General features: G+C 52.1%; 17 protein-coding genes. 10 read left to right on the plus strand and 7 right to left on the minus strand.

From position 1 onward, the window contains the following. Positions 1 to 698: 698 nt before the first annotated feature. Positions 699 to 1,148 (plus strand): hypothetical protein, encoded by a 450-nt coding sequence (locus tag TALK_RS21195; RefSeq protein ID WP_245830072.1) that lies wholly within the window; start codon positions 699 to 701, stop codon positions 1,146 to 1,148. Between the two features lie 105 nt (positions 1,149 to 1,253). Here the strand turns inward: TALK_RS21195 and upp are convergent, their stop codons facing one another. Then, entirely contained in the window at positions 1,254 to 1,904 is a 651-nt protein-coding gene (gene upp / locus TALK_RS21200) for a uracil phosphoribosyltransferase (RefSeq protein WP_085621165.1), read from the minus strand. A gap of 272 nt (positions 1,905 to 2,176) precedes the next feature. Continuing rightward, a complete protein-coding gene (locus TALK_RS21205; protein WP_169715091.1) occupies positions 2,177 to 3,100 on the minus strand; it encodes an SPOR domain-containing protein in 924 nt (307 codons plus the stop codon). Between the two features lie 848 nt (positions 3,101 to 3,948). Between TALK_RS21205 and TALK_RS21215 the strand changes: the two genes are divergently transcribed. Continuing rightward, positions 3,949 to 6,228 carry a methyl-accepting chemotaxis protein gene (locus TALK_RS21215; RefSeq protein ID WP_245830073.1) on the plus strand — a complete coding sequence of 760 codons (2,280 nt, stop codon included), beginning with the start codon at positions 3,949 to 3,951 and terminating at the stop codon, positions 6,226 to 6,228. A gap of 108 nt (positions 6,229 to 6,336) precedes the next feature. Here the strand turns inward: TALK_RS21215 and pepN are convergent, their stop codons facing one another. After that, positions 6,337 to 8,964, minus strand: coding sequence for an aminopeptidase N (gene pepN, locus TALK_RS21220; RefSeq protein WP_085621168.1), 2,628 nt, complete (start codon positions 8,962 to 8,964; stop codon positions 6,337 to 6,339). A gap of 419 nt (positions 8,965 to 9,383) precedes the next feature. On the opposite strand from pepN, the gene TALK_RS21225 reads away from it, so the two are divergent. The 5 genes from TALK_RS21225 (at position 9,384) to TALK_RS21245 (ending at position 13,746) form a co-directional block, all read left to right on the plus strand. Beyond that, positions 9,384 to 10,055, plus strand: a complete 672-nt coding sequence (locus TALK_RS21225; protein ID WP_085621169.1) for a response regulator — start codon at positions 9,384 to 9,386, stop codon at positions 10,053 to 10,055. A 209-nt stretch (positions 10,056 to 10,264) separates the two neighbouring features. Next, a complete protein-coding gene (locus TALK_RS21230; RefSeq protein WP_085621170.1) occupies positions 10,265 to 11,044 on the plus strand; it encodes an outer membrane protein in 780 nt (259 codons plus the stop codon). A 146-nt stretch (positions 11,045 to 11,190) separates the two neighbouring features. Continuing rightward, entirely contained in the window at positions 11,191 to 11,388 is a 198-nt protein-coding gene (locus tag TALK_RS21235) for a hypothetical protein (protein WP_085621171.1), read from the plus strand. A gap of 174 nt (positions 11,389 to 11,562) precedes the next feature. Next, entirely contained in the window at positions 11,563 to 12,711 is a 1,149-nt protein-coding gene (locus tag TALK_RS21240; RefSeq protein ID WP_085621172.1) for an AI-2E family transporter, read from the plus strand. 195 nt (positions 12,712 to 12,906) lie between these two features. Further along, entirely contained in the window at positions 12,907 to 13,746 is an 840-nt protein-coding gene (locus TALK_RS21245) for an AraC family transcriptional regulator (RefSeq protein WP_085621173.1), read from the plus strand. 14 nt (positions 13,747 to 13,760) lie between these two features. Here TALK_RS21245 and TALK_RS21250 read toward each other — a convergent pair whose 3' ends face one another. Continuing rightward, positions 13,761 to 14,540 (minus strand): sulfotransferase family protein, encoded by a 780-nt coding sequence (locus TALK_RS21250; RefSeq protein WP_085621174.1) that lies wholly within the window; start codon positions 14,538 to 14,540, stop codon positions 13,761 to 13,763. A 425-nt stretch (positions 14,541 to 14,965) separates the two neighbouring features. Here TALK_RS21250 and TALK_RS21255 point away from each other — a divergent pair, with 425 nt between their 5' ends. Then, positions 14,966 to 15,580, plus strand: coding sequence for a LysE family translocator (locus tag TALK_RS21255; protein ID WP_211274871.1), 615 nt, complete (start codon positions 14,966 to 14,968; stop codon positions 15,578 to 15,580). Between the two features lie 39 nt (positions 15,581 to 15,619). Here TALK_RS21255 and TALK_RS21260 read toward each other — a convergent pair whose 3' ends face one another. Both TALK_RS21260 and TALK_RS21265 read right to left on the minus strand, forming a co-directional pair. Next, positions 15,620 to 16,393, minus strand: coding sequence for a hypothetical protein (locus TALK_RS21260; protein ID WP_085621175.1), 774 nt, complete (start codon positions 16,391 to 16,393; stop codon positions 15,620 to 15,622). Between the two features lie 4 nt (positions 16,394 to 16,397). Next, positions 16,398 to 20,378: a hybrid sensor histidine kinase/response regulator gene (locus TALK_RS21265; RefSeq protein WP_085621176.1), complete on the minus strand. Its 3,981-nt coding sequence runs from the start codon at positions 20,376 to 20,378 to the stop codon at positions 16,398 to 16,400. Positions 20,379 to 20,524: 146 nt separating this feature from the next. On the opposite strand from TALK_RS21265, the gene TALK_RS21270 reads away from it, so the two are divergent. Further along, positions 20,525 to 20,917: a hypothetical protein gene (locus TALK_RS21270; protein ID WP_085621177.1), complete on the plus strand. Its 393-nt coding sequence runs from the start codon at positions 20,525 to 20,527 to the stop codon at positions 20,915 to 20,917. 106 nt (positions 20,918 to 21,023) lie between these two features. Here TALK_RS21270 and TALK_RS21275 read toward each other — a convergent pair whose 3' ends face one another. Then, complete coding sequence (locus tag TALK_RS21275; RefSeq protein ID WP_085621178.1) at positions 21,024 to 21,530, minus strand: winged helix-turn-helix transcriptional regulator; 507 nt, start codon at positions 21,528 to 21,530, stop codon at positions 21,024 to 21,026. Between the two features lie 113 nt (positions 21,531 to 21,643). Here TALK_RS21275 and TALK_RS21280 point away from each other — a divergent pair, with 113 nt between their 5' ends. Beyond that, entirely contained in the window at positions 21,644 to 22,303 is a 660-nt protein-coding gene (locus TALK_RS21280) for a glutathione S-transferase family protein (protein WP_085621179.1), read from the plus strand. Positions 22,304 to 22,332: the final 29 nt, after the last annotated feature.

A 22,332-nucleotide genomic window follows, 5' to 3' on the forward strand; every position in this document is an offset into this window, starting at 1 on the left:
TAGGGCCCATATCAAAACCTGTAAACACCTTATTTCAATAAAAAACGTGTTTTACCTCGTTTTTCATCAAAATTGTTTAAATTCAAAGACTTATCTTTTTGACCTTCACCAACCCCGGCACACAGCAAACCGGTCCCTGCGGACCGTGAGTTGATTTATCGCGATCTGTGCGATGAAGCCGCGCCCGCAAAACCGCCATTTTGATGTGAAAAATTCAAAATCCGGCGATAATGATTCGGATCCCCGACCGGTTTTGACCCAATTTAATGATCAAATCGATTTTGCCGACCCTATTCGTTGATCCGGATCAGATGCACAGGCCCATTTTGATGCTTTATATATAGGTATGCGATACATTGATTTCTGACTTGGGTGATTGCCAATCGGACTAACAACACCGGTACGCGGCAAATGCCCGGTCAGGATATCTTGTCAGTCCGGCATCAGGGGCACCACTATATAAAGACCGCCCCCCCCTATCACGTGACCGGATGTGCGTAAGGGCAGCTTGGATTACGGTGTTCCTATCCGGGGGCCCCCATATAAGATGTGCCCTAACGGGCAATATTGCCAATTGCCCTTTGAAAAGATGGAAAAAAGGCAATACGTGAACCTTTCTTTTACATAATGACCTGATTATAGGGGCAGACATTCGTGCCCAAACTATTCGACACGAGGCACCAGGGGACCGAAGGAAGATGATGAGACTGCGACTTTCATTTATTTGTGCAGCCGCACTGGCAAGCCTTACACTTGCAGGGTGCTCTGGTTCGGCAAACCTTATTCCGAATACCTCGTCAGGGAACAGTTCGGAAAAAGGCGGCGGACAGCCGATCCCGTCCTTTACCCAGTTCACTGACCTTCCAATGCCGTCCAATTCATCGCTGGATATGGATCGCAGCATCATTTTCGGGGCATCCGATGCCTGGCACGGGCGCCTTGTCCTGAGTGCTGGTGGCACCCCGGCCCAGATGTATGATTTTTATGAGCGTGAAATGCCCAATTTCGGCTGGAGCAAGGTTACCGTGGTCCGTGCGGACGTATCGGTGATGGTCTATGACCGCGAAAACCGCGTTGCGACCATCAAACTGATGGGCGGATCATTTGCCGGATCAACAGTTGACGTCACCGTTTCGCCGAAAGGCTGAGCGTCGGGGATAAAACCCAGACTGATAGCAGATACCAAGATACAACAAAGGGCGCCAGATGGCGCCCTTTGGCATTTCAGACCAAATATGATCCGATCCGTATGCTCAGCGCGTGCCAAACAGACGATCCCCGGCATCGCCCAGCCCCGGAACGATATAAGCCTTTTCATTAAGCTTTTCATCCAGACCGGCGGTATAGACCGGGACATTCGGATGGGCATCATGAAAGACTTTGACGCCTTCGGGGGCCGCCACAAGCGCCATGAAGCGAATGTCTTCGTCCTTCACACCGTATTTATTTAGCGTATCGATGGCTGCCACGGCCGAATTGCCGGTTGCCAGCATCGGATCGACCAGAATAAAGGTTCGGCCTTCGACTTCGGGCAGTTTGACCAGATATTCGACCGGCATATGGGTTTTGGGATCGCGATAAAGCCCGATATGACCGATACGTGCCGACGGCATCAATTCAATCAGACCATCGGCCATGCCAAGACCGGCACGCAGGATCGGAACAACAGCCAGTTTGCGCCCCTGAATCAATGGCGCCTTCATCTTGCAAATCGGGGTCATGATTTCTTCGAAGCGAACTGGCAATTCACGGGTAATCTCGTACCCCATCAGCAGTGCAATTTCCTTAAGCAACTGCCGGAAAGTTTTTGTCGAGGTATCGACCTTGCGCATATGCGTCAGCTTGTGCTGGATCAGCGGGTGGTCGAGGATGTGAAGATTGGGGAAATCGTTTTGTGTGGTCATGTTTCTACCAACCATCCTGATTTGCTTAGCATCTTGCCGTGGTAATACGGCATTGCCGTCCTAAAAACTCTGGCGTACCGCCTAAAGCCTTTAACCTTTGATGGCAAGTAGAATGCCGCAAAGAATACCTAAAAACAAACCCGTTGATCCGCCATGCCATCATCCCGGCCAATTTGAGCGCCAAAACACGGGCCGCAGCACAAAAAACAAAAGAGCCGGTGCAGTTTTTGCACCGGCTCTGATCGTCGCAATAACGATACTATATATAAGTGTCAGCTCACTTCACGGTCATTTGGCTCGGCACGGACCGGGAAGCCATCAAGCTTGTGATCCTTTTTAACAGCCGTGGCACTGTCACGCGCTTCTTTCATGGTCGCGTATTTGCCTACACGAACATAGTACCAGACGGCATCGCCTTCGGGCCCTCGAGCAACAACGGAAACTTCGAGACCCAGTTTACGGAGTTCCTCGGCGCGCTGGCTGGCATTTTCATGCACCTTAAAGGCACCAACCTGTACCGAGAACGGAGTTGATGCCCCCGATGTGCTACCCGAACTTGCCGGTTTGGCGGCTGGTTTTGGTTCCGGCGCGGCCTTTGCCGTTGCTGTCGCGGTTTCCGCCGCAGGCGCATCAGAAACGTCAGGCACAGATGGCGCCGCAGATGCAGTTTCCGAAGATTTGATTTCAGGTGCCTTAATCTGGCGCGGTTCGGCTGCAACCTGTTTCGCTTTGGCGGCGGCCTTTTCGGCATCACTTAATGGCGCCGCAGCCGGTAGATCGGGGGCCGCAGGGGCCGTCGGTGCGCCATTATCATCAGGTGCCGCCGGGGCATCTGTTTCAGCCGCGTTGTTTAACGCGTCGTCAGCATCCTGATTAGCCAGTCCGGCACTGCGTTCGGCAATCAGATCGCCGACCGGGTCATCGGTAACAGGTTCTTTGGGGGCTGCCGATCCGGCCCCACCGGTCATTCCATTGGAAGGATCCGGTTTGACAGGCATTGGTGCGGTTTTATCAGATACGAGTTCATCAGGCAGAGTTGCAAGGATTTCCGGCTGAGCGGTTGTGTTGGCATCCGTCAGCGTTTTTTCGTCGGGGTCCATGAACAGCCCGGCACCAACCAGCATACCGACAAAGAACAAGACCAGACCGAGCATGCCGGCACCGGTTGCGAGACCCAGTAAGGTTTTACGATCCATTTCTGCTATCCGCCCATATTGTGTCTGTCGATGACGTGCACCGTCCCGACCTGCCGAAAAATCATCCCCATGCCCGTTGCGGCCATAGATGAACGACGGTAACGGCGCATCTTTTTGCGGTTCTGTTTGCGATTCCGCATGAGGTTCAGGGCGATTGTCTTCGTCTATGCCAGCCATTTTTATGCCGGTCCTTTGCGATTGATTGCCATCACTGCCCATAAAGCCAATGGGCAACAGGGTACTTTTAAAACCAAGGCGGTTTATAAAATGCTAAAGCGTGCCGCAGATGGATATTTTAGGGGTGAAATTCTGGCGACTTGGCTACAAGCGGAATTGATCATCCCGATGTTGCTTTACGACCTTCAAACAAAAAAAGAGGGACTGGTATTTTCCCCGGTATTGTCCCGCACAATATCCGGATACCAGCCCCCTTGAGTGAGAGAGATCGACCTTCGGGGAGAGAGAGTCCCGAAGAACAGTGACCATCAGGTACGCCATGCAGCCTGATGGCCCGTCGCAAACGACGTCGTCGTCTGCATTTGACAAACACAGTCATAGAGCATCGTTTTTTCAATTGCAAACGATTATCACACTCGTTCGCAACTTTTTTGTGTGTTTTTTCAATAGCCGTTTGATTTTTAGACAATCCCACCCCCTGCAGAATGCCCTGACGGTGCGTAAACGCCCTGCGCCGCATACTTTATACAGCGAAAAACATAGCCCTTAGGCTAACAGCGCTATTGTGTTTGGCCTGAAGCTCTGCTTGGATCAGTATTAATACCCATAAGAGGTCGGCAGGGACCGCGCACCAAGAGAACAATAAAAATACTGGCTCTGGAGTGTAATGAATGACGGGAGATAAAGCCGCAAAGACGGCTATTTCAGGAGGCATCACGGGCCTCCTGACGTTACGCAGCATCTTGCTTGTAACAGGGTTGCTTGTGTCGGGTGCAGTGACATGGATGTTGTTGTGGACCGGCGATACCTATCGAAGCTTTGCCGTTGATACGCTGAACAATTCAGTTGGCGGCACGGTCAATTTCTTTGTCCGTTCACGCGTGGCCCAGGATTACGGCGACAAGGTCACACCAATCGTCAATGAATGGTCGCGTCTTGGCAGTCTGGTCAAAAGTTTTCAGGAAAACGACCAGACCCGCATGAAGGCAGAACTTAATATTCTTTCCAATGCCAGCCAGGTCGTTCAGGGCGAACTGGCACTGATTGAAACCATCGCCTATGACACCGGCTTCACACAACTTGCGACATCGGATACCGATCTTGGTGCAAGTGTTACCGATGATCCGGCAATCATGGAATATCTTAAGACCCGCGAAAAAGCCGATGCCCGCAAGCCGGTGACCTATATGTGGTCAACGCCAAGCGGAAAACCGGTGTTTAGCACCATCGTTCCGGTCGGCGGTTTTAGGGCCGTCGGCTTTATGGAGGTGATTACCGATCCGTTGCCAACCCTTACAGGCATCGGCAAAGTCCTTGGCGGCAATTTCCGAATTCTGGGCAATGATGGCAACGTGCTGTTTGAAAGTCTGGAAAACGGCGAAGCCAGCGAAGGTGGCCAAGCGTTGCCCGAAACCAGCGACAGCGAAGCCCCTGCCCCGACGGAGACCGAGGCCCCAACCGGGGAAATCCACCGTGCAACCGTGGACCTTACCATTGGTGACGGACGCAACGGAATATGGGCCAAGGCAACCTTTGATCGTGACATCACGGGTTTCTATGCCCAAACCGATGACCTTCGTGCCCTGTCGACCGAACTTTTGGTTGCAGTTCTTTTGGTTGGCTGGGTGGCCGGGTGGCTTTTGCTGCGCACAACGGTATTTCGCAATCTTCGTGCCTTTGCGCGTGCAATGACGGCGATTTCCAAAGGCGACACAAATGTTGATCTTCCACGTGTCGGCACAGACGAAATCGGCGATATGAAAAAGGCGCTGATTGACTTGCGTGAATCTGTGCGTCAGGCAATGATCTTGCAAAATATGGTCGAAAACACCCCGACCATGACGGCCCTGATCACGCCGGAAGGCGACCTGACATATCTTAATGCCAGTGCGCAGTCCTATATCGGCGGGAATGCCGGTTCGGTATCAGGTGACTTCCTGAAAGTCGGGCCGGAATTCCAGACCAAGCTTGCCAATCCGGACAACCTGCCCTTTACCGAAATTGTCCGGACCGAGCGCGATCACCTTGAACTTCTGGCAGCACCGGTGCGCGATAAGGACAATATCCTTTTGGGCACCATGCTGGCGTGGAACGTGGTGACCCTGCGCGAAGAAAGCCGTATTGCCGTCAGCGAAATGATGGCCGAAGTCGCACGTGTTGCGCAATCGGTCACCGAACAGTCCGAAGGATTGCTGGGGCTTGCCCGCGATCTGACGACACAATCGGAAAATACGGTTGATCAATCGGGCAATGCACTTGACGTTTCGCGAGACGCCGCCAGCAACACGCAAAACGTTGCCACCGCCGTCGAAGAACTCTCATCTTCGATTGCCGAAATCAACCGCCAGGCCACCGACGCCTCCAACGTGACCAACCGGGCGCGTACAGAAGCCGAGGAAAGCCAGCGCAACATCGTTTCGTTGGAAAAGGCCAGTTCGGAAATTGGATCGATCATCGATCTGATCAACGATGTCGCCCATCGCACAAAGCTTTTGTCGTTAAACGCAACGATTGAAGCCGAACGCGCCGGCGAGCTTGGCCGTGGCTTTGCCGTTGTGGCAAACGAGGTCAAATCACTTGCCGACCAGACAGCCAATGCAACCGGCCAGATTGGCGACCTGACCGCTGCGATCCAGCAGGAAGTCAAGAAAGCCGCCCATTCCATCAGCACCGTTGGCGAGGTTATTCATCAGGTCAATGACATTCAGTCAACCATCACCCATTCGGTGGATGAACAACGCCGCGCCACCAGCGAGATTTCGGAAAACGTGCAGCGTATCGCCGCAGGTGCCGGATCGATGGACCAATTAATCCGTTTTGTGAATGACGGCGCACAAAGCACGGGCCATTCGGCCCATGACCTGAATACCGCCAGCCGCGAACTTTCGGATATGGCGCGCAATCTTTCCGAACGCATGAAAGAGTTCAGCGAACGGATGAAACTTACCTGATACCAATTGGGGTTTCGCTCCGGTATGATCAGAAAAAAGGCGGCACCGGTATCTGGTGCCGCCTTTGATTTATCAGGTTGGTATTTACGTATTGGACTTTGTGGGCGGTTATGCCGCCCGTGATTTGCTGGCGATTTCATAAAGATCGCGCGAGATTTCCGGCTTTGCCAAAACACGATCAAGGGCGGCCTTCATCTTGGCGGCACGGTCATCATCATATTTCGCCCATTTGCCAAGCGGGGCACACAAACGTGCAGCAACCTGGGGGTTGATGTCATCCAGTTCAATCAGACGGTCGGTATAGAATTCATAACCGCTGCCATCCGCGGCATGGAAATGCCGGGGGTTGGCCATGGCAAAGGCACCGATAAGTGACCGAACCTTGTTTGGATTGCGCATGGTAAAGGATGGGTGGCTCATCAAATCCTTGACGCGGGCAAGGGTATCATCACGCGACGACATCGCCTGAAGACCGAACCATTTGTCCATCACCACGGTATCCTTGCCAAAGCGTTCTTCGAAATCGGCAAGAGCCTCGGCGCGACCGGGATGATCAAGATGGTTTAAGACCGCAAGGGCGGCCATACGATCCGTCATGTTATTGGCATTACGATATTGTGCCGCCGCCAAATCGGCAAATTGCGCATCACCACTGGCAACCAGATAACCAAGGGCCGTTGCCCGAAGCGCGCGTTGCCCGGCCGATTGTGCATCCGGGGTAAAGGCCGCGTTTGAGACATTCTGATGATAAGTATCGGCGAATTCGGCCTTAAGCATCGTTCCGATCTGTTTACGCAACGCATTACGCACTTGATGAATGGCTTCGGGGTTGGCCGGTTTGCGTTGTTCTGACAGGAATTCTTCGCCCGGAAGAACAAGCGCATCGGCACGGAATGCCTTGTCGAGATCGTCATTTTGCAAGGTCGCCCGCATGGCGGTGATGAAATCGGTCACATCACCCAATGCCCCATCCGCATCGCCATCATTTTTTTCAAATTCTTCAATCGCGGCCAGCATCAGGGCGGTTGCGTATTTCTGCGCGGATTCCCAACGATTAAAGGCATCGCTGTCATTGCCCATCAGGAAAACAAGTTCATCATGGGGTTGTTGGGTGGCGATATTGACCGGCGCGGAAAAACCACGGTTGAACGAAACCACCGGGGTTTCGTTAATGTTATCAAAAACAAATTCCTGTTCGTTTTCGGTCAGTTGGACCGTCCGCGACACAAGTTCCTTGCCATCCTTGCCCAACAGGCCAATCGCAATTGGCATATGCAAGGCGAATTTATCCGGCTGGCCGGGGGTTGGGGCGGTTTTCTGTGATACCGTCAAACGAAACTGTTTGGCATCGGCGTCATAATCGCCCTTCCATGAAAGCGACGGCGTGCCTGCTTGCGAATACCAGCGTTTAAGCTGGGTCAGGTCAACATCATTGGCATCTTCCATCGCCTTGGCAAAGTCGTCACAAGTTACGGCCTGCCCGTCGTGACGATCAAAGTAAAGATCAATCCCCTTGCGATAACCATCCGCGCCCAAAAGGGTATGCATCATACGGATCAGTTCCGCGCCCTTTTCATAGACCGTGGCGGTATAGAAATTGTTGATTTCCATATAGCTATCGGGACGAACCGGATGGGCCAGCGGGCCGCCATCTTCGGGGAACTGACGGGCGCGAAGTTGTGCAACATCCTTGATGCGCTGCACCGGGCGGGATCGTTGATCGGCGGAAAATTCCTGATCACGGAAAACAGTCAGGCCTTCTTTAAGTGACAACTGGAACCAGTCACGGCATGTGACGCGGTTGCCCGACCAATTGTGGAAATATTCATGGGCAACAATGGATTCAATCAGTTCGTAATCCATATCGGTCGCGGTATCGGGCTTTGCCAGAATGTATTTGGCGTTAAAGATATTCAGGCTTTTGTTTTCCATGGCGCCCATATTGAAATCGGACACCGCAACGATGTTGAACAGATCAAGATCGTATTCAAGGCCATAGACCTCTTCATCCCATTTCATGGATCGTTTCAGGCTATCCATCGCATAGTCGCAACGGTCTTCATTGCCATGTTCAACAAAAATCCGCAGGGCAACATCGCGGCCCGATACGGTTTTAAAACTATCCTCAACACAGGCCAGATCACCCGCCACAAGCGCAAACAGATAACTTGGTTTCGGGAACGGATCTTCCCATACCGCGAAATGACGATTGCCATCCAAATCGCCGCTTTTGGCCAGATTGCCATTCGACAGCAGAACCGGGCATGTTGCCTTGTCGGCATTGATGGTGACAGTAAAGGTCGCCATGACATCGGGGCGATCGGGGAAATAGGTTATCCGGCGGAAACCTTCGGCCTCGCACTGGGTGCAAAATGCACTTTGCGAGACATAAAGCCCTTCGAGGCGGGTATTGGTCACCGGCGATACCTGGGTTTCAATATCAACCACAAAGGTTTCGCCCGGTGCGGTAAATGTCAGGCCGGTTTTATCGACACTGTATTCATCCACGCCCAGTTTGCGATCATCAATTGCGATGGACACCAGCTTCATGTCTTCGCCGTCAAACGAAACTTCGTTGCCAGCACCCGTCCCGCGCACAGGATTCGCAATGATAAACAACCGCGATTTCACATTTGTGACATCACGATCCAGATCGAAGACAAGTTCGACCTTATCGATCAAAAAAGCCGGTGCGGTATAATCTTCGCGGCGAATTACTTGTGGTTGCGCAGACATTTCACGTCCTTTTTCCCTTGGTCTGCGCGGCGTTGCAATCGATTGTATAAAATCACGAATGTTGCATCGCGGCGCAGTTCTTCAAACCTGAATTTCATTCATTAACCCAACAGATAAGGTAATTTTTGCTTTCGGACAAATGCAGAGTTTACGTCGCCGATTTTAATCGCCATAATCACTAGTGGTGGCGCGAGGGGGGCCGAAGTTTCACATTTCGTGGGGCGAGAGTGATCTTTGGTTTCCCTCACTCTTTTCTGCCAAATGGCGAAAGGACGCATCAGGGTCGCACCACACCAGACAATCAATATTGTCCTTCAAATTGGCCGTTCGCGCCCTCACCCTAAAATTTGTGAGCCGCCGTTTCGCAGGACAGAATAATTGCGACCTTTGGGGAAAAATCACTTCCAAGGAAATCGCTTATGGCTGATCGTTTCCATATCCTGATCGCAGATGATCATCCACTTGTCCGCGGCGCGCTTAAACAAGCCCTGTTATCAGAATTGGAAGATGTAACCCTTTACGAAGCTGGCAGTCTTTCCGAAGCAATCGAGCAAATCGAAGGCCATAGCGGCGATATTGACCTTGTCCTTCTTGATCTGCATATGCCCGGCATGAATGGTTTTACCGGCCTTTTCACCCTGCGGGCATCCTATCCCGATATTCCCGTTTCCATCGTATCTGCCAGTCAGGAATTACCGGTGGTTCGCCGGTCCATCGAATACGGCGCATCGGCCTTTGTGCCGAAATCAGCGCCGGTCGATCAAATTGGCACCGCGATCCGCACTGTTTTAAATGGTGAAATGTGGATGCCGGACTGGGCCCGCGACGCCATGGAAAATGGCCCGGTGGATGATGATTCAACCAATCTGGCACAAAAAATCGGCCAATTGACACCGCAACAATTGCGCGTCCTGAACATGTTGACCGAAGGCAAGCTGAACAAACAGATCGCCTATGAGCTTGACGTGACCGAGGCCACCGTCAAAGCCCATGTTTCCGCAATCTTGCGTAAACTTTCGGTCCACAGTCGCACACAAGCCGTCATCATGGCCCGCGAATTGCGATTGCAGGAACCCGCAATCGAAAGCTGATCAACTGTTTTCAGTGCAAACAGATATTAAAGTCCCCCCCGAAAATGTTACCGCAACATGCTGTTAATGCAACATGTCTTGTCATTGCGAATAAAGACAAACTCCAAAGGTATAGTTTGACTTATTCTCGCCTTAATTTAGGGTTGGACCCAATTTTGCAAAAATGCTTTCGATGATGACAAAGCACCAAAGCCATTCTAGGGGGCCAAATGACCGACCATTTCAAACGCGCTGTACGTGGTGCTGCAATCTTTGTCAGCCTGGCAACCGCGGTTCCTGCATTTGCAGATGAAACAACGCAGAACTGGCAGGGATTTTATGGTGGCATCGCACTTGGCGGTGCATATAGTGCAGCCAGCCCGGACACTGAAGCGCTTACTAGCAGCTACTTTGACGCAGAAGACAAAAATCAACTGGCCCCAGTCCTTCATGAAACAATTGAAGGCTTTGACGTCACCGGATCTGCCCTGTTCGGGTATGACTATCAGGATCAAAATGTCATTTACGGGATTGAAGGTGATCTGACATTCATGCCGTTTTCTGAAACAGAAAGCCATGGCCCCGAGACATTTACATCAAACGCGACAGTTAATTTCACATCCCAAACGACAGTTGAAACGGATGTAACCTTTAGCATCCGTCCCAAAATCGGCTATGCCATGGATGACTGGCAAGTCTATGTCTCTGCCGGCCCGTCCATTAGCCGGTTCAAAACCACGCACAAATACAACGATACGTCCAAAGCACAAAATCATGTATTTACAGATACCAGAACCGCATTTGGGGTTTCCAGCAGCGTCGGGGCCGGGTATCGGATTGGAAATGGCTGGAGCCTTCGTGGTGATTACGTGCTGACCTATTTCCCGCAGATTGTAAACGGCGATGCAAATGCCGAAACTAGCGGCGTCATTGATCCTAACGCAGACTTCTCTTACGACAGCGATTTTCTGTCCCACAACGTCCGTTTTGCCCTGATCAAGCGCTTTTAAAATCTTTGGGCTCACCTGCCATTAAACGGCGTCCAGACGGACGTCGTTTTTGCTTTTAAGCCAGGTTATCAGGCTGATCGCCAACCGTCTTCAAACCTGTAATCTGATCTGATATCTGAGCAAACGGCACCGGGGTTGAGGCCGAGATGGCCCGAACCCGGCACAGCTTTGGCCCCCATCAAGCATTTGGCATTGGTCGCATACATTCCGGCACACAGAAATCCACATCCAATCGCAGCATGGTAGAGGCCGGTCATTTTGGTATTGCCCAAACCACACGTGTTTTTGACGCCACCGCCCCCGAGACGGCAAGCCGCGATATGGCATCGGTATTCTATGGTTAAGCCATTGCACCAAAACTGACTTGAAAACCATGGCGCATCAGCGCAACAATGGTGCGCCCGTATATCTATGTCCCCGACATCACCCGGGAACATTCCCATGTTTTAGAACGTTTAAGGCAGGTGAACCTGCCGCATGCAATCCTGCCCGGCAGCACCGCCGCAGGAGCAATTTGCATGAGCGACCCCATCGTGACGCAACAAGGCGATATGACCGAAAATACCGCCGATGATGCCGAGCTGCGGATATCGAGCATGCGCGCCCGCGCCTATCGCCGAGCGCGCACCATATCGGGAATTGGCACATTCGTGGTTTTGGCACTTGGGTGTATTTATGTCGCGCAAAGTCTTCTATTGCCGGTGATGCTGGCCTTTTTGCTTGCGCTTATATTTTCGCCGGTCGTCAGGACACTGGCACGCTATCACATCCCCCAAAGCATAACTGCGATGGCCATCGTTTTGACCCTAAGTGCATCAGTGATTGCCGGGGTTTATGGATTAAGCGGCCCGGTATCAAAATGGGTTGACGATGCCCCGCGGATCGAACGCCAGTTACGATTGCGTCTGGCCGATTTGGGCGGACCACTTGAAAAACTGCGCGATGCGCAAAAACAGGTCGAAAAGGCCACCGAACAGGATCAAGGCACCGACGTGCAAAAAGTCGTCGTCAAGGAACCAAATTTGATCAGTCAGGCGGCCCAAGGGGCGCCGGAAATCGTTGCCGGTATTGCCCTGATGATGGTGTTGCTTTTGTTTATCCTGTCATCGGGCGATATGATTTATCAAAAATTGGTCCGTGCGCTGCCAACCTTTGGCGACCGGCGCAAGGGATTGCGTATCGCACATGATATCGAACGCGAGGTTTCGCGATACTTGCTAACCATATCGATGATCAATATTGGACTTGGTATCCTTGTCAGTGTTTTGCTTGGCATTGTTGGCATGCCCAATCCGATCCTGTGGGGAATTGTGGCCACCGTGCTTAATTACGTCCCGGTGCTGGGTGCTGTTGTCGGTGTCGGGATCGTTGGCATGGTTGCTCTTGTATCTATGCCAACGATCACCAGTGCAATGCTGGCACCGGCGGTCTATCTGGCCTGTACCATGCTTGAGGGACAATTGCTGACCCCGGCTCTTGTTGGCAACCGCCTTCGCATCAATTCCGTCGCAATCATTCTGGCGATTGCGTTTTGGGGGTGGCTTTGGGGGTTTATCGGTGTTTTGGTCGCCGTCCCCTTCTTGATCGTCACCCGCGTTTTTGCCAATCATGTCGAAGGATTGGGCGGCCTGCGAGAATTGTTAGGACCGCACAAATCCCCCGATTGAGCTAAAAAACCCAGCTGAATATTCTAATTTTAAAGCAAGCACAAAAAATTACCCGCCCATCCCAAAATCCATACTGAACATCCAAACACCTCGCCGAAGAATTTACCGCTTGAAAAGACAATGAATTTGTTTCCATTCAACCGCAGAGAGATATGGCCAATTGCACATATCACGCAAAACAGGCACCCTGCCCCAATGACAGGTGACACGGTTCGCATTCTTTCCCATGATTGCATCGGGGTCGAGGCCATCATGGCCACGACACGGCACAGCTTTGCCAAACACAGCCATGAACAATTTGGCATCGGCTTTATGTATGCCGGTGCGCAAAAGTCGCTTTCAGGGCGCGGCATGGTCGAAGCATGTGCCGGAAACATCATCACCGTAAACCCGCGCGAAGTGCATGACGGCATCCCCATCGGCGATGGGCCGCGTGGCTGGAACATGCTGTATTTCGAACCGAACCTGATCAGCCATGCCGCCCATGACATATCCGATGGCAAATCGGGTTATTACGAATTCACCCGCCCGGTGATCACATCCCCGGCGGTCGCACAATGTTTTACCACCCTGTTTGCGGCGATCACGCAGGGCAACAGCACAACGGCAAACCTTCGGCGCGAGGAAATGCTTTTCCTGTTGCTTCATCACGCATTGATCACATCTGGCAGCGCAACCGAAAACAGCAATCGCAGCCCCCCGGGCAAAATCGCGCGAAGCCGCATTGCATGTGCCAAAAACATGATTGATGATGATCCGGCGGCAATTGTGTCACTTGCCGATCTTGCCAACGCCACCGGGCTTAGTCGTTTTCAAACCCTGCGCGATTTTACCCGCGCCACCGGCCTGACGCCGCATGCCTATATCATTCAGCGGCGCATTGACCTTGCACGTCGATTGATTGCAAACGGCACATCACTTGCCGAGGTCGCAACCACCAGCGGCTTTGCAGACCAAAGCCACATGAACCGGCATTTCAAACGTGCCTATGCCATGTCGCCGGGACATTATGCCCGCGCGACACGACACAGGTAATTTGCCATCTTGTCTTACGATGCGTAACCGTGGCGTTCTTTCCAACCGCCCAAAAGGCCATCGACGGCTTCCTTGATTTCCGGGTTTTCCTCGGCGCGTCCGATATTGGCGGCTTCGTTATTTACAACGCTGTGATTAAACCGGTTATCCACCCCGACAAATGCCGCAACCTTGGCCACCGTATCCTCGGTTTCCGTTACCAGGTCTTCCATCCGAACCGTCAGGAAATTATCCTTCGGGATCTTTTTTGAAAGGTCCTCGGTTTTAAGCAGCATCGATGAAACCTGTTTGGCGGCAAGGTTTACATCGCTTGGGAACCAGACCTGTTTGACATAGGAACTGACAACATCGGCGGGGTTACGCACCATATGAATGAATTTCATATTCGGGAAAAGTTCATACAGGAAATCAACATAGAGCGCATTTGACGGCGTATCATCGACCCAGCGTGTCGGCCCGGATTTCGCATATAGCGCAAAAAGGAACTCCCGGCACAGCGCCAATGCCTGTGCCCGATCAAGGTCCTTGCTAAGAAAGAACGGCTTTAACAAACCATCGGTATCGACAATCCCGTTCTGATCAATATGGGCAACCAACTGGTTCAGGAACACCTTGACGCATTTTTCAAAATACGCTTCGTCAAAGGCATGGCCAATGGCATGGATCGACCCGGGTGCATGGGGGTTTTCATGTTGCAGCACTTCAAACGCCTGCTGAAATCCCATGCCCTGTTTCTTGCACAGATCGGAAAGCTTTTGATTAAGGGCCGGATCACGAAACCCGACCCGGGTCATGGATGCTGCGCGGCCATAAAAATGAACCCCGGCAAAATGCCGACGTAAAATATCGGCCCCGCCCGCAAAAACATCAACAATATCGCGCAGCCCGCAACGTTCGGAAATCAGCTTGTTTTCATGACAGGCGAAATAGATATCGGAATGTGTCCCGATAATATCGGCAAGGTTTCACGTACTACAGCGACCGGTCTGCCGATAAAAACCGGCGCGTTAAACTTCACATCGCTTTGCGGATCCGCCACTATTTCGTTCTCCAATGATAACTGCCAATATCGATATTTCCGGCCCAGATTAGTTGTTACGCAGGCGCTTTGACAAACACCTTGCAATTACGTTCAAGAATGCCCGGTCAAAATCCGGTTAACTGGTGCAGAGATACAAACCGAAATAAACCAAAGCAAACCAAAACGGAACCAAACGCCATGATCAGCATTGATTACCTTCTGACATCACTTGTTCTTGTCATGCTGCCCGGCACGGGGGTGATTTATACACTGGCATTTGGCCTTGGTCGCGGCATGGCGGCAAGCATCTGGGCGGCCTTTGGCTGCACACTGGGCATACTGCCCAGCATGACGGCAAGTATTCTTGGCCTTTCGGCCCTGCTGCATACCAGCGCGCTTGCCTTTGAAATTATCCGATATCTTGGCGTGGCCTGGCTGCTTTATATCGCGTGGGGGATGTGGCACGGCACGGGGGCCCTGCAAGTTACGGCAAACGCCGCCCCGATCAGTGCTTTCAGGATCATCCGCGATGGCATCTTGCTTAATGCCCTAAACCCGAAACTTTCGCTGTTCTTCCTTGCCTTCTTGCCGCAATTCGTGACCCCGAACACGACCGAAACCCCCTATCAGATGACGGCTCTGGGATTGGTTTTCATGGCGATGACCTTTGTGGTATTCGCTGTCTATGGATGCTGTGCAAGTGCTGTGCGCAGCCATATCGTTGAACGCCCAAACATCATGCGCTGGCTGGGCCGTGGTTTTGCCGGGGTGTTTGTTGCCCTTGGTGCAAAACTAATGGTCACGGCACGATGATTTGAAAGCAAAATAAATCTGTCCCCTTTTTATATTCTCTTATTGACTATCGAGTTGCTCAACACAATCCATCAAGCTCCCAATCAATACAGAAACTGTCATTAAGTCTGTAACTAGGTTGGCGTGAAAAACGTTTGGTTGAGCATTCTCCGAAAACGAATGCATGATGAGTGGAGCGAAAAATTTCATTTTTTCTATCTCTTCATTCAGCAGTTCGAGCTTCCTGTAGTTTCTATCTCTGAGTGCCGCATATGATGCCCCCTCAAGCTGATTATAGCTTTCGATATCTCTGACGCTGAAAGGCGGGATATAGAGCGGTATGCGATGTACGAGTGCATCGCGCCACTCAGATGCGTGCGTAAACCAGTCACGAAATTCTACTACCCTATTACGAAAATCAAGTGGTAGATCTCTCCACAAATCACGGCAATCTCGAGAGAGCTTCACTTCTTTAGGAGAAAAATCGTCTCCATTACGGTGTTTCAAGTCACGCTCTGATATCCAGACCCATGCAATATTATCAAGAACACCAATTACATTTGATACAAATGACTGAACATGAACTGTAGCTTCTTTAACGGTCCTTCCTTCTGGAACTTCTTCCAAGCTAGGAGCCAAAAGATCGAACACTCTCTGACTACAATGGACCAGAGTATCTAATCTTCGACAGATACCATGAGTCGCATACTCAGAAGCTTTAGCCCGTTGGAAGACATGTAAGAGAACTTTTGCTTTAACTTCCGTGACCTCACTTACGGCGTCTTGTAATCGAGTTACAAGTTCAGCAGCTTGTTGTTCTGAAAAATACCCCATAATTTTACTCCGCCGCATCCGAACTCTGACGATTAAGCGCCCGCGTCATCAAGGCCCGCAGCTTCGCCGGGCGAAGCGGCTTGTTGAGTAGCGAGAAATGTTGCTCGCGGATCAGGTCGGCGGTTTCCGGGCTGCGGTCGGCGGTGATGATGACGCCGGGGATATCGAAGCCGTGTTGATCGCGCAGGCGCATCAGAACATCAAGACCGGTTTCGCCCGAGCTTAGATGATAATCGGCAAGGATGATGTCGGGAACGAATATCCGTTTATCCGATGCTGCGGTATCAACCTCACTATCAGGCACCAGCAATGTCTGGGCATCCTTGCCCGAACGGGCAGTTGCCACCACGCAATCCCAATTTTCCAGCATGGCCCGCATGCCTTCAAGAATATCGGGTTCGTTATCGATACACAGCACCCGCAACCCGCCCAATTCACCGGCCATGCGACGGCGTGGTTTGGCGATTGCAGTATCATCAGCAATGCCAATCGGCACATCAACCGAGAACACGGTTCCCCTGCCCGGCCGGGAACGCACAGATACCTCATGATCAAGCGAGCGGCCAAGCCGATCAACAATCGCAAGGCCAAGACCAAGCCCCTTAACATCCGTGGTTTCCGGCCCTTCAAGACGATGGAATTCGCGGAAGATGATTTTAAGCTTGTCCTCGGGGATGCCCCCCCCGCTATCCCAAACTTCGATCCGCAAGTTATCGCCGCGAATACGACATCCGACCACGGCCCCGCCAGTGCGAGTATAACGCAACGCGTTCGAGATAAAGTTTTGCAGGATACGACGCAAAAGCCTGCTGTCACTTCGCACCCAGATGTTGCGAGAATGAACAGCAAAGCGAAGCCCGGCCTTTTCCGCAACCGGGGCGAATTCAGTACTCAGCGCATTCAGGATATCGGCAACCGGGAAATCGCGGATGGTCGGCTGCATCGCGCCTGCGTCAATCTTGCAGATATCAAGAAGCTCGTTCAGCAGTTCCTCGACCCCTTTAAGCGACAGATCGACCTTGCCCACCAGATCCTGGATATCATCGGCCAGTTCCTTGCCCCCCAGCGCTACGGTAAACAGGCGCGCGGCATTTAATGGCTGCAACAAATCGTGGCTGGCGGCGGCAAAGAAACGGGTTTTGGTATCATTGGCGGTTTCGGCCTGTTCCTTGGCGACCGAAAGTTCGGAATTGAGTTCTTCAAGCGCGTGGGTTCGTTCGGTCACACGCGCCTCAAGCCCCTCGTTCGCGTCTTTGAGTGCGCGTTCGGCATTCCGGCGTTCTGTTATATCGTGATAAATACAGAAATAGCCCAGCACCGCGCCGGTATCGTCGAAATGCGGGATATAGGTGCCTTCGGCATAGCGATCTTCGCGTTCGCCACTGTCATTTCCATTGCCCCAGCCTTCTTTTGGTGCGGGGAAATCAATTTCAAAATTCTGGCGATAGCCTTCAAGAACCGCACGGATCATCGGTTCAAGACGAACATAGCGTTCGTCACCAACGGCTTCGTGGACCGTCATGCCGTGTGCTTCGATCCGGCGAATGCCAAACATCCGTTCATATGGGCGGTTGGTAAAGCGCAAACGCTGATTTTTATCGGCATAGGCGATCATGACCGGAATATTATCGGTATAGATGCGAATATTGCGTTCGCTTTCGCGCAATGCTTCCTCGGTCCGGACACGGGCCGTGATATCGGCAATGGTCGCAACGAAACCGCCATCGGGCATCGGATTGGTCCGAATTTCAAGCACCATACCGTCATCGCGTTTGCGTTCGTAAGTATGGGGCAAACGACGCATCTGTGGTGCGGCATTGCGGCCCAGCAACACATCAATATCAACCGCGCGCGCCCCATTCCCCCGGCAAATGCCGACAAGTTCAGAAAGCGGCAGGGTTACTTGAATGTCGCTTGCGGTAATGCCAAGCAAATCGATAAAGCGATGATTCCATGTCGCAAGGCGCAGGTTTTGGTCAAACACTCCGACCCCCTGGCTGATATTTTCCAGCGTATTGAGCAAAAGATCGCGGTTGAATTTGATGGCCTCGGAGGCTTCGTCAAGCAGCTCCATCGCATCACGGCGCGAAACCGCCTTATCGGGCAGCAACAGCGCCATAACCACGCGCGAAGACGCTGCACCGACCGCACCAGATAACAGATGCTCGGTAAAATTCGCGGCATCCACATCGGCGATATCGGATCGTTTAACCTGATCGCCGCGCTGTTGGAAATAGGTTCGAAACGCGCGTTGCGCCCAATGTTTGCCAAGGAAACGCGCGGCAAGGTCTTCAAGATCGCCAAAAGTTACCCGACCGGGCCAGGTATCATTCCGTGTTCGGGTGTCCTTACGATAGATATCGACAAAAAGCTGGGCCTGACGGCGCTGGGTCACGCCCTGCACCCCGGTGGCAGAGCCGACAAACATCAGCACGAAATTCACACCAAGCGACCAGACCACACCATGGGTCAGTGGATCACTAATACCGACGCCCAAAAGCGCCTGCGGGCGTAAAATGCCAATCCCCAAAGGCCCGTCGATCAGGATTGACATCGGCAACAGGCCGCTTTGGATAAAGTTTGGCAGCAAAAGCGTATAGGTCCACAGCGCAAAACCGCTGATCAGACCCAATCGCACCCCGGTTCGGTTGATCGATTTCAGATAGATCGCGGCCAGAACCGCCGGGCCAAATTGGGCAACAGCAGCAAAGGACAGCATGCCGATATCGGCCAGCGCGTATTTTTCAGACAGAAACCGATAAAACCCATAAGCCAGAAACAGCAAAAAGATAATTGCCATCCGGCGGATTTTCAAAAGAACCTGGCTGACATCCCCGGCAAAGCGGCCCTGAATTTTTTTCGACCGCAACAAAAGCGGCATGACCAGATCGTTGCACACCATGGTCGACACCGCGACGCAGGATACAATCACCATACCGGTACTGGCCGAAAGCCCCCCGACAAAGGCAATTACCGCCAGCCAGTTATGCCCGCCCAACAATGGCAGGGTCAGAACAAAGGTATCGGGGTTAACCGTCGGATCACCACGGAACATATAAATGCCCGCCACCGCAATCGGCACGACAAAGATATTGATCGCAATCAGATAGGCAGGGAAAAGCCAGCGGGCCGATTTCAAATTCCGGCTATCGTCATTTTCAACAAAGGTAACGTGGAACTGGCGCGGCAGACAGAAAATTGCAAATAAGGCCAAAAGGGTAGAAATAAAGAAATGCGAGGTCAACCAGGTATCGGGATTGAACATCTGTTTGATGTCCGGGTCCGATCCGGCACGCAGATACATATCGCCAAAGCCGTCAAACAGACCAAAGACAACAAAGAACCCGACCAGCAAAAGAGCAACCAGTTTAACAAGGCTTTCGAACGCCACGGCAAGGATCAGGCCATCGTGATGTTCGGATGCATGGATATAACGCACCCCGAACAAGATCGCGAAAACCGCCATCAGAATGGTTACATAGAACGCGGTATCCTTGGTGAAGTTGGTTGCACTATGGCGCACAACCTGCTCGCCCAATTGGCCAATAAGAACATCAAATGACAGCGAAACAGCCTTAAGCTGAAGCGCAATATAGGCAAGAACCCCGACCACGGCGATCAAGGCAACAAGCGCCGCAAGACTTTGGCTTTTGCCATAGCGCGACCCGAGAAAATCGGCAATCGAGGTAATGTTTTGTTCGCGGCATACCGTGGCGATCTTGGTCATCACGCCATAGCCAACGATCATCATGATGATCGGGCCGATATAAATCGGCAGGAATGCCCAGCCATGGGTCGCCGCCGTCCCCACCGACCCAAAGAAGGTCCAGCTGGTACAATAAACCGCCATCGACAGCGCATAGATCGTCGGCTTTAAACGCGAAGAACGCCATTTTTCAGCATATTTGTCACCATAATGCGCAATCGCAAACAAAAGCGCGATATAGGCCATGGCAACAATGAAAATCAGTCCGCCCTGAAGCATTCGGTTTATGACCCTGTAGCGTGATAACGCCGCCAAATCAGACGGTTGGAGCATAACACATAGTATAGACTATACCACGGCGCGCTTATGGACTAAAACGTCGCAAATCCAAACCCGACCAAAGACCAAGAACGATCAGGATAGTCATGTCTTCCGATTACGGCTTTTACGCAGGTATTTTGCGATTTGTGGCAAAGAAAACCGAAAGTGACGACCGGGAAATCCGGGTCATGATGGGGCATCTTTCCGGCATTGCCACGGCAATTGAACATTCCGGGCGCTTTGTTGTCGAACGTGGCAATTGCGAAAGTGCCGCGCGCGCCTTTGCCGGGGTTGCCAAGTTCCTTCAGGAACGCATCCTGCCCGAGGCATTGTCAGCCGGAAATGAAGGCGCTGTCGATCAGCTTAAATGGGCAATTGAAACGTCCCTGGCGCTGGGGTCCGAACTGGTGAAACGCATCGCGCTTGAAGAATATAAAGGCGAGGACAAATTCACCTTTGATCTGCCCAAAGCACCAACCAATCCGACCCTGCACTAGCACTGGCATATTTCTGGCATTCGGTCCCGCACCAGAAATGTGACACCAGAACGCTTGGCATGAGCCCCGCTAGGGCCAAACGGCACCACCGGCTTTTTCCGGTGCGTTAATCGTTGGTTTTTTTTGCCTGTTCTTCGGCAACGACCCTGAGATAGGCCGCCTGCAATTGTGCCAGCACCGATTTTACCGGGGCCGGTTGCCCAAGATGGATATGGCGCAATTCGGCCATAAAACCGTCCCACATTTTCGGCCCGCCTTCTTCAAGCAGCTGTGCGCGGATCGAAAGTTCCCGTGATACCGGTGCATGTCGCCGCCCCCATGCCCCCATATGGGCCAGAATTGGCACCAGTTGAATAGCGGGTTCCGTCAAGCTGTAGATTGATTTTTGCCGATGCGACGGATCATCCGTCTTGCCCAGCAATCCGGCCGCGACCAGATTTTTCAAACGAGCGGCAAGGATGTTTGAAGCAATTCCTTCTTCGGACTTGGTCAATAATTCCCGAAAATATCGGCAATTACCAAACATGATGTCACGAATGACAATCAGGCTCCATCGGTCACCAAGGATTTCCAGCGTCAGATTGATCGGACAGCCCGAACGATGATGATCCATAAATCGTGTTTCTCCCTTTCTCTACTGGTTGCAAAATAGGATTGGTTTTGCTAAAACACAACTGGTTGCAAAATAAAATCAGTTGTCCTTGCGTCATCACGGAGGAACCTCAGATGACTATCGGGTTTTACGGCCATCCATTTTCATCCTATTGCCAAAAAGTTCTGATCGCGTTCTATGAAAACGATATCGCGTTCGAATGGCATCAGATTACATTTGACGACCCCGACAATCTGGCAGAATTCGCGACCCTTTGGCCAATCCAGAAGATGCCGGTTCTTGTCGATGACGGCGAAACCGTTATCGAAAGCACAATCGCCATTGAATATCTTGATCTTTATCACCCGGGCCCGGTTCGCATGGTGCCATCCGATCCCAAACGCGCACTCGAAGCCCGGTTTATGGATCGATTTTTTGACAATTACGTCATGACCCCACAAGGACAAATCGTCTTTAATGCCATACGGAATGCAGACAAACGCGATCCTTATGGTGTCGAACAATCCCGCAAGCTGCTGAATACCGCTTATGGCTGGCTGGATGACAGGATGAAAGACCGGACCTGGGCAATTGGTAATGAGTTCAGCCTTGCCGATTGCGCAGCAGCACCGAGCCTGTTCTACGCCGACTGGACACATCCGATTGATCCGAAATTCAAGTCTGTTCACGCTTATCGCAAACGGTTGCTTGAACGGCCTTCTTTTGCCCGCTGCGTGGATGATGCCCGCCCCTATCGCGACCTTTTCCCGCTTGGTGCACCTGACCGCGATTAGGCTAGGCGGTGTTTACATTCAGGATTCCC

The organism is Thalassospira alkalitolerans (assembly GCF_002115745.1).
Taxonomy (GTDB): Bacteria; Pseudomonadota; Alphaproteobacteria; order Rhodospirillales; family Thalassospiraceae; genus Thalassospira; species Thalassospira alkalitolerans.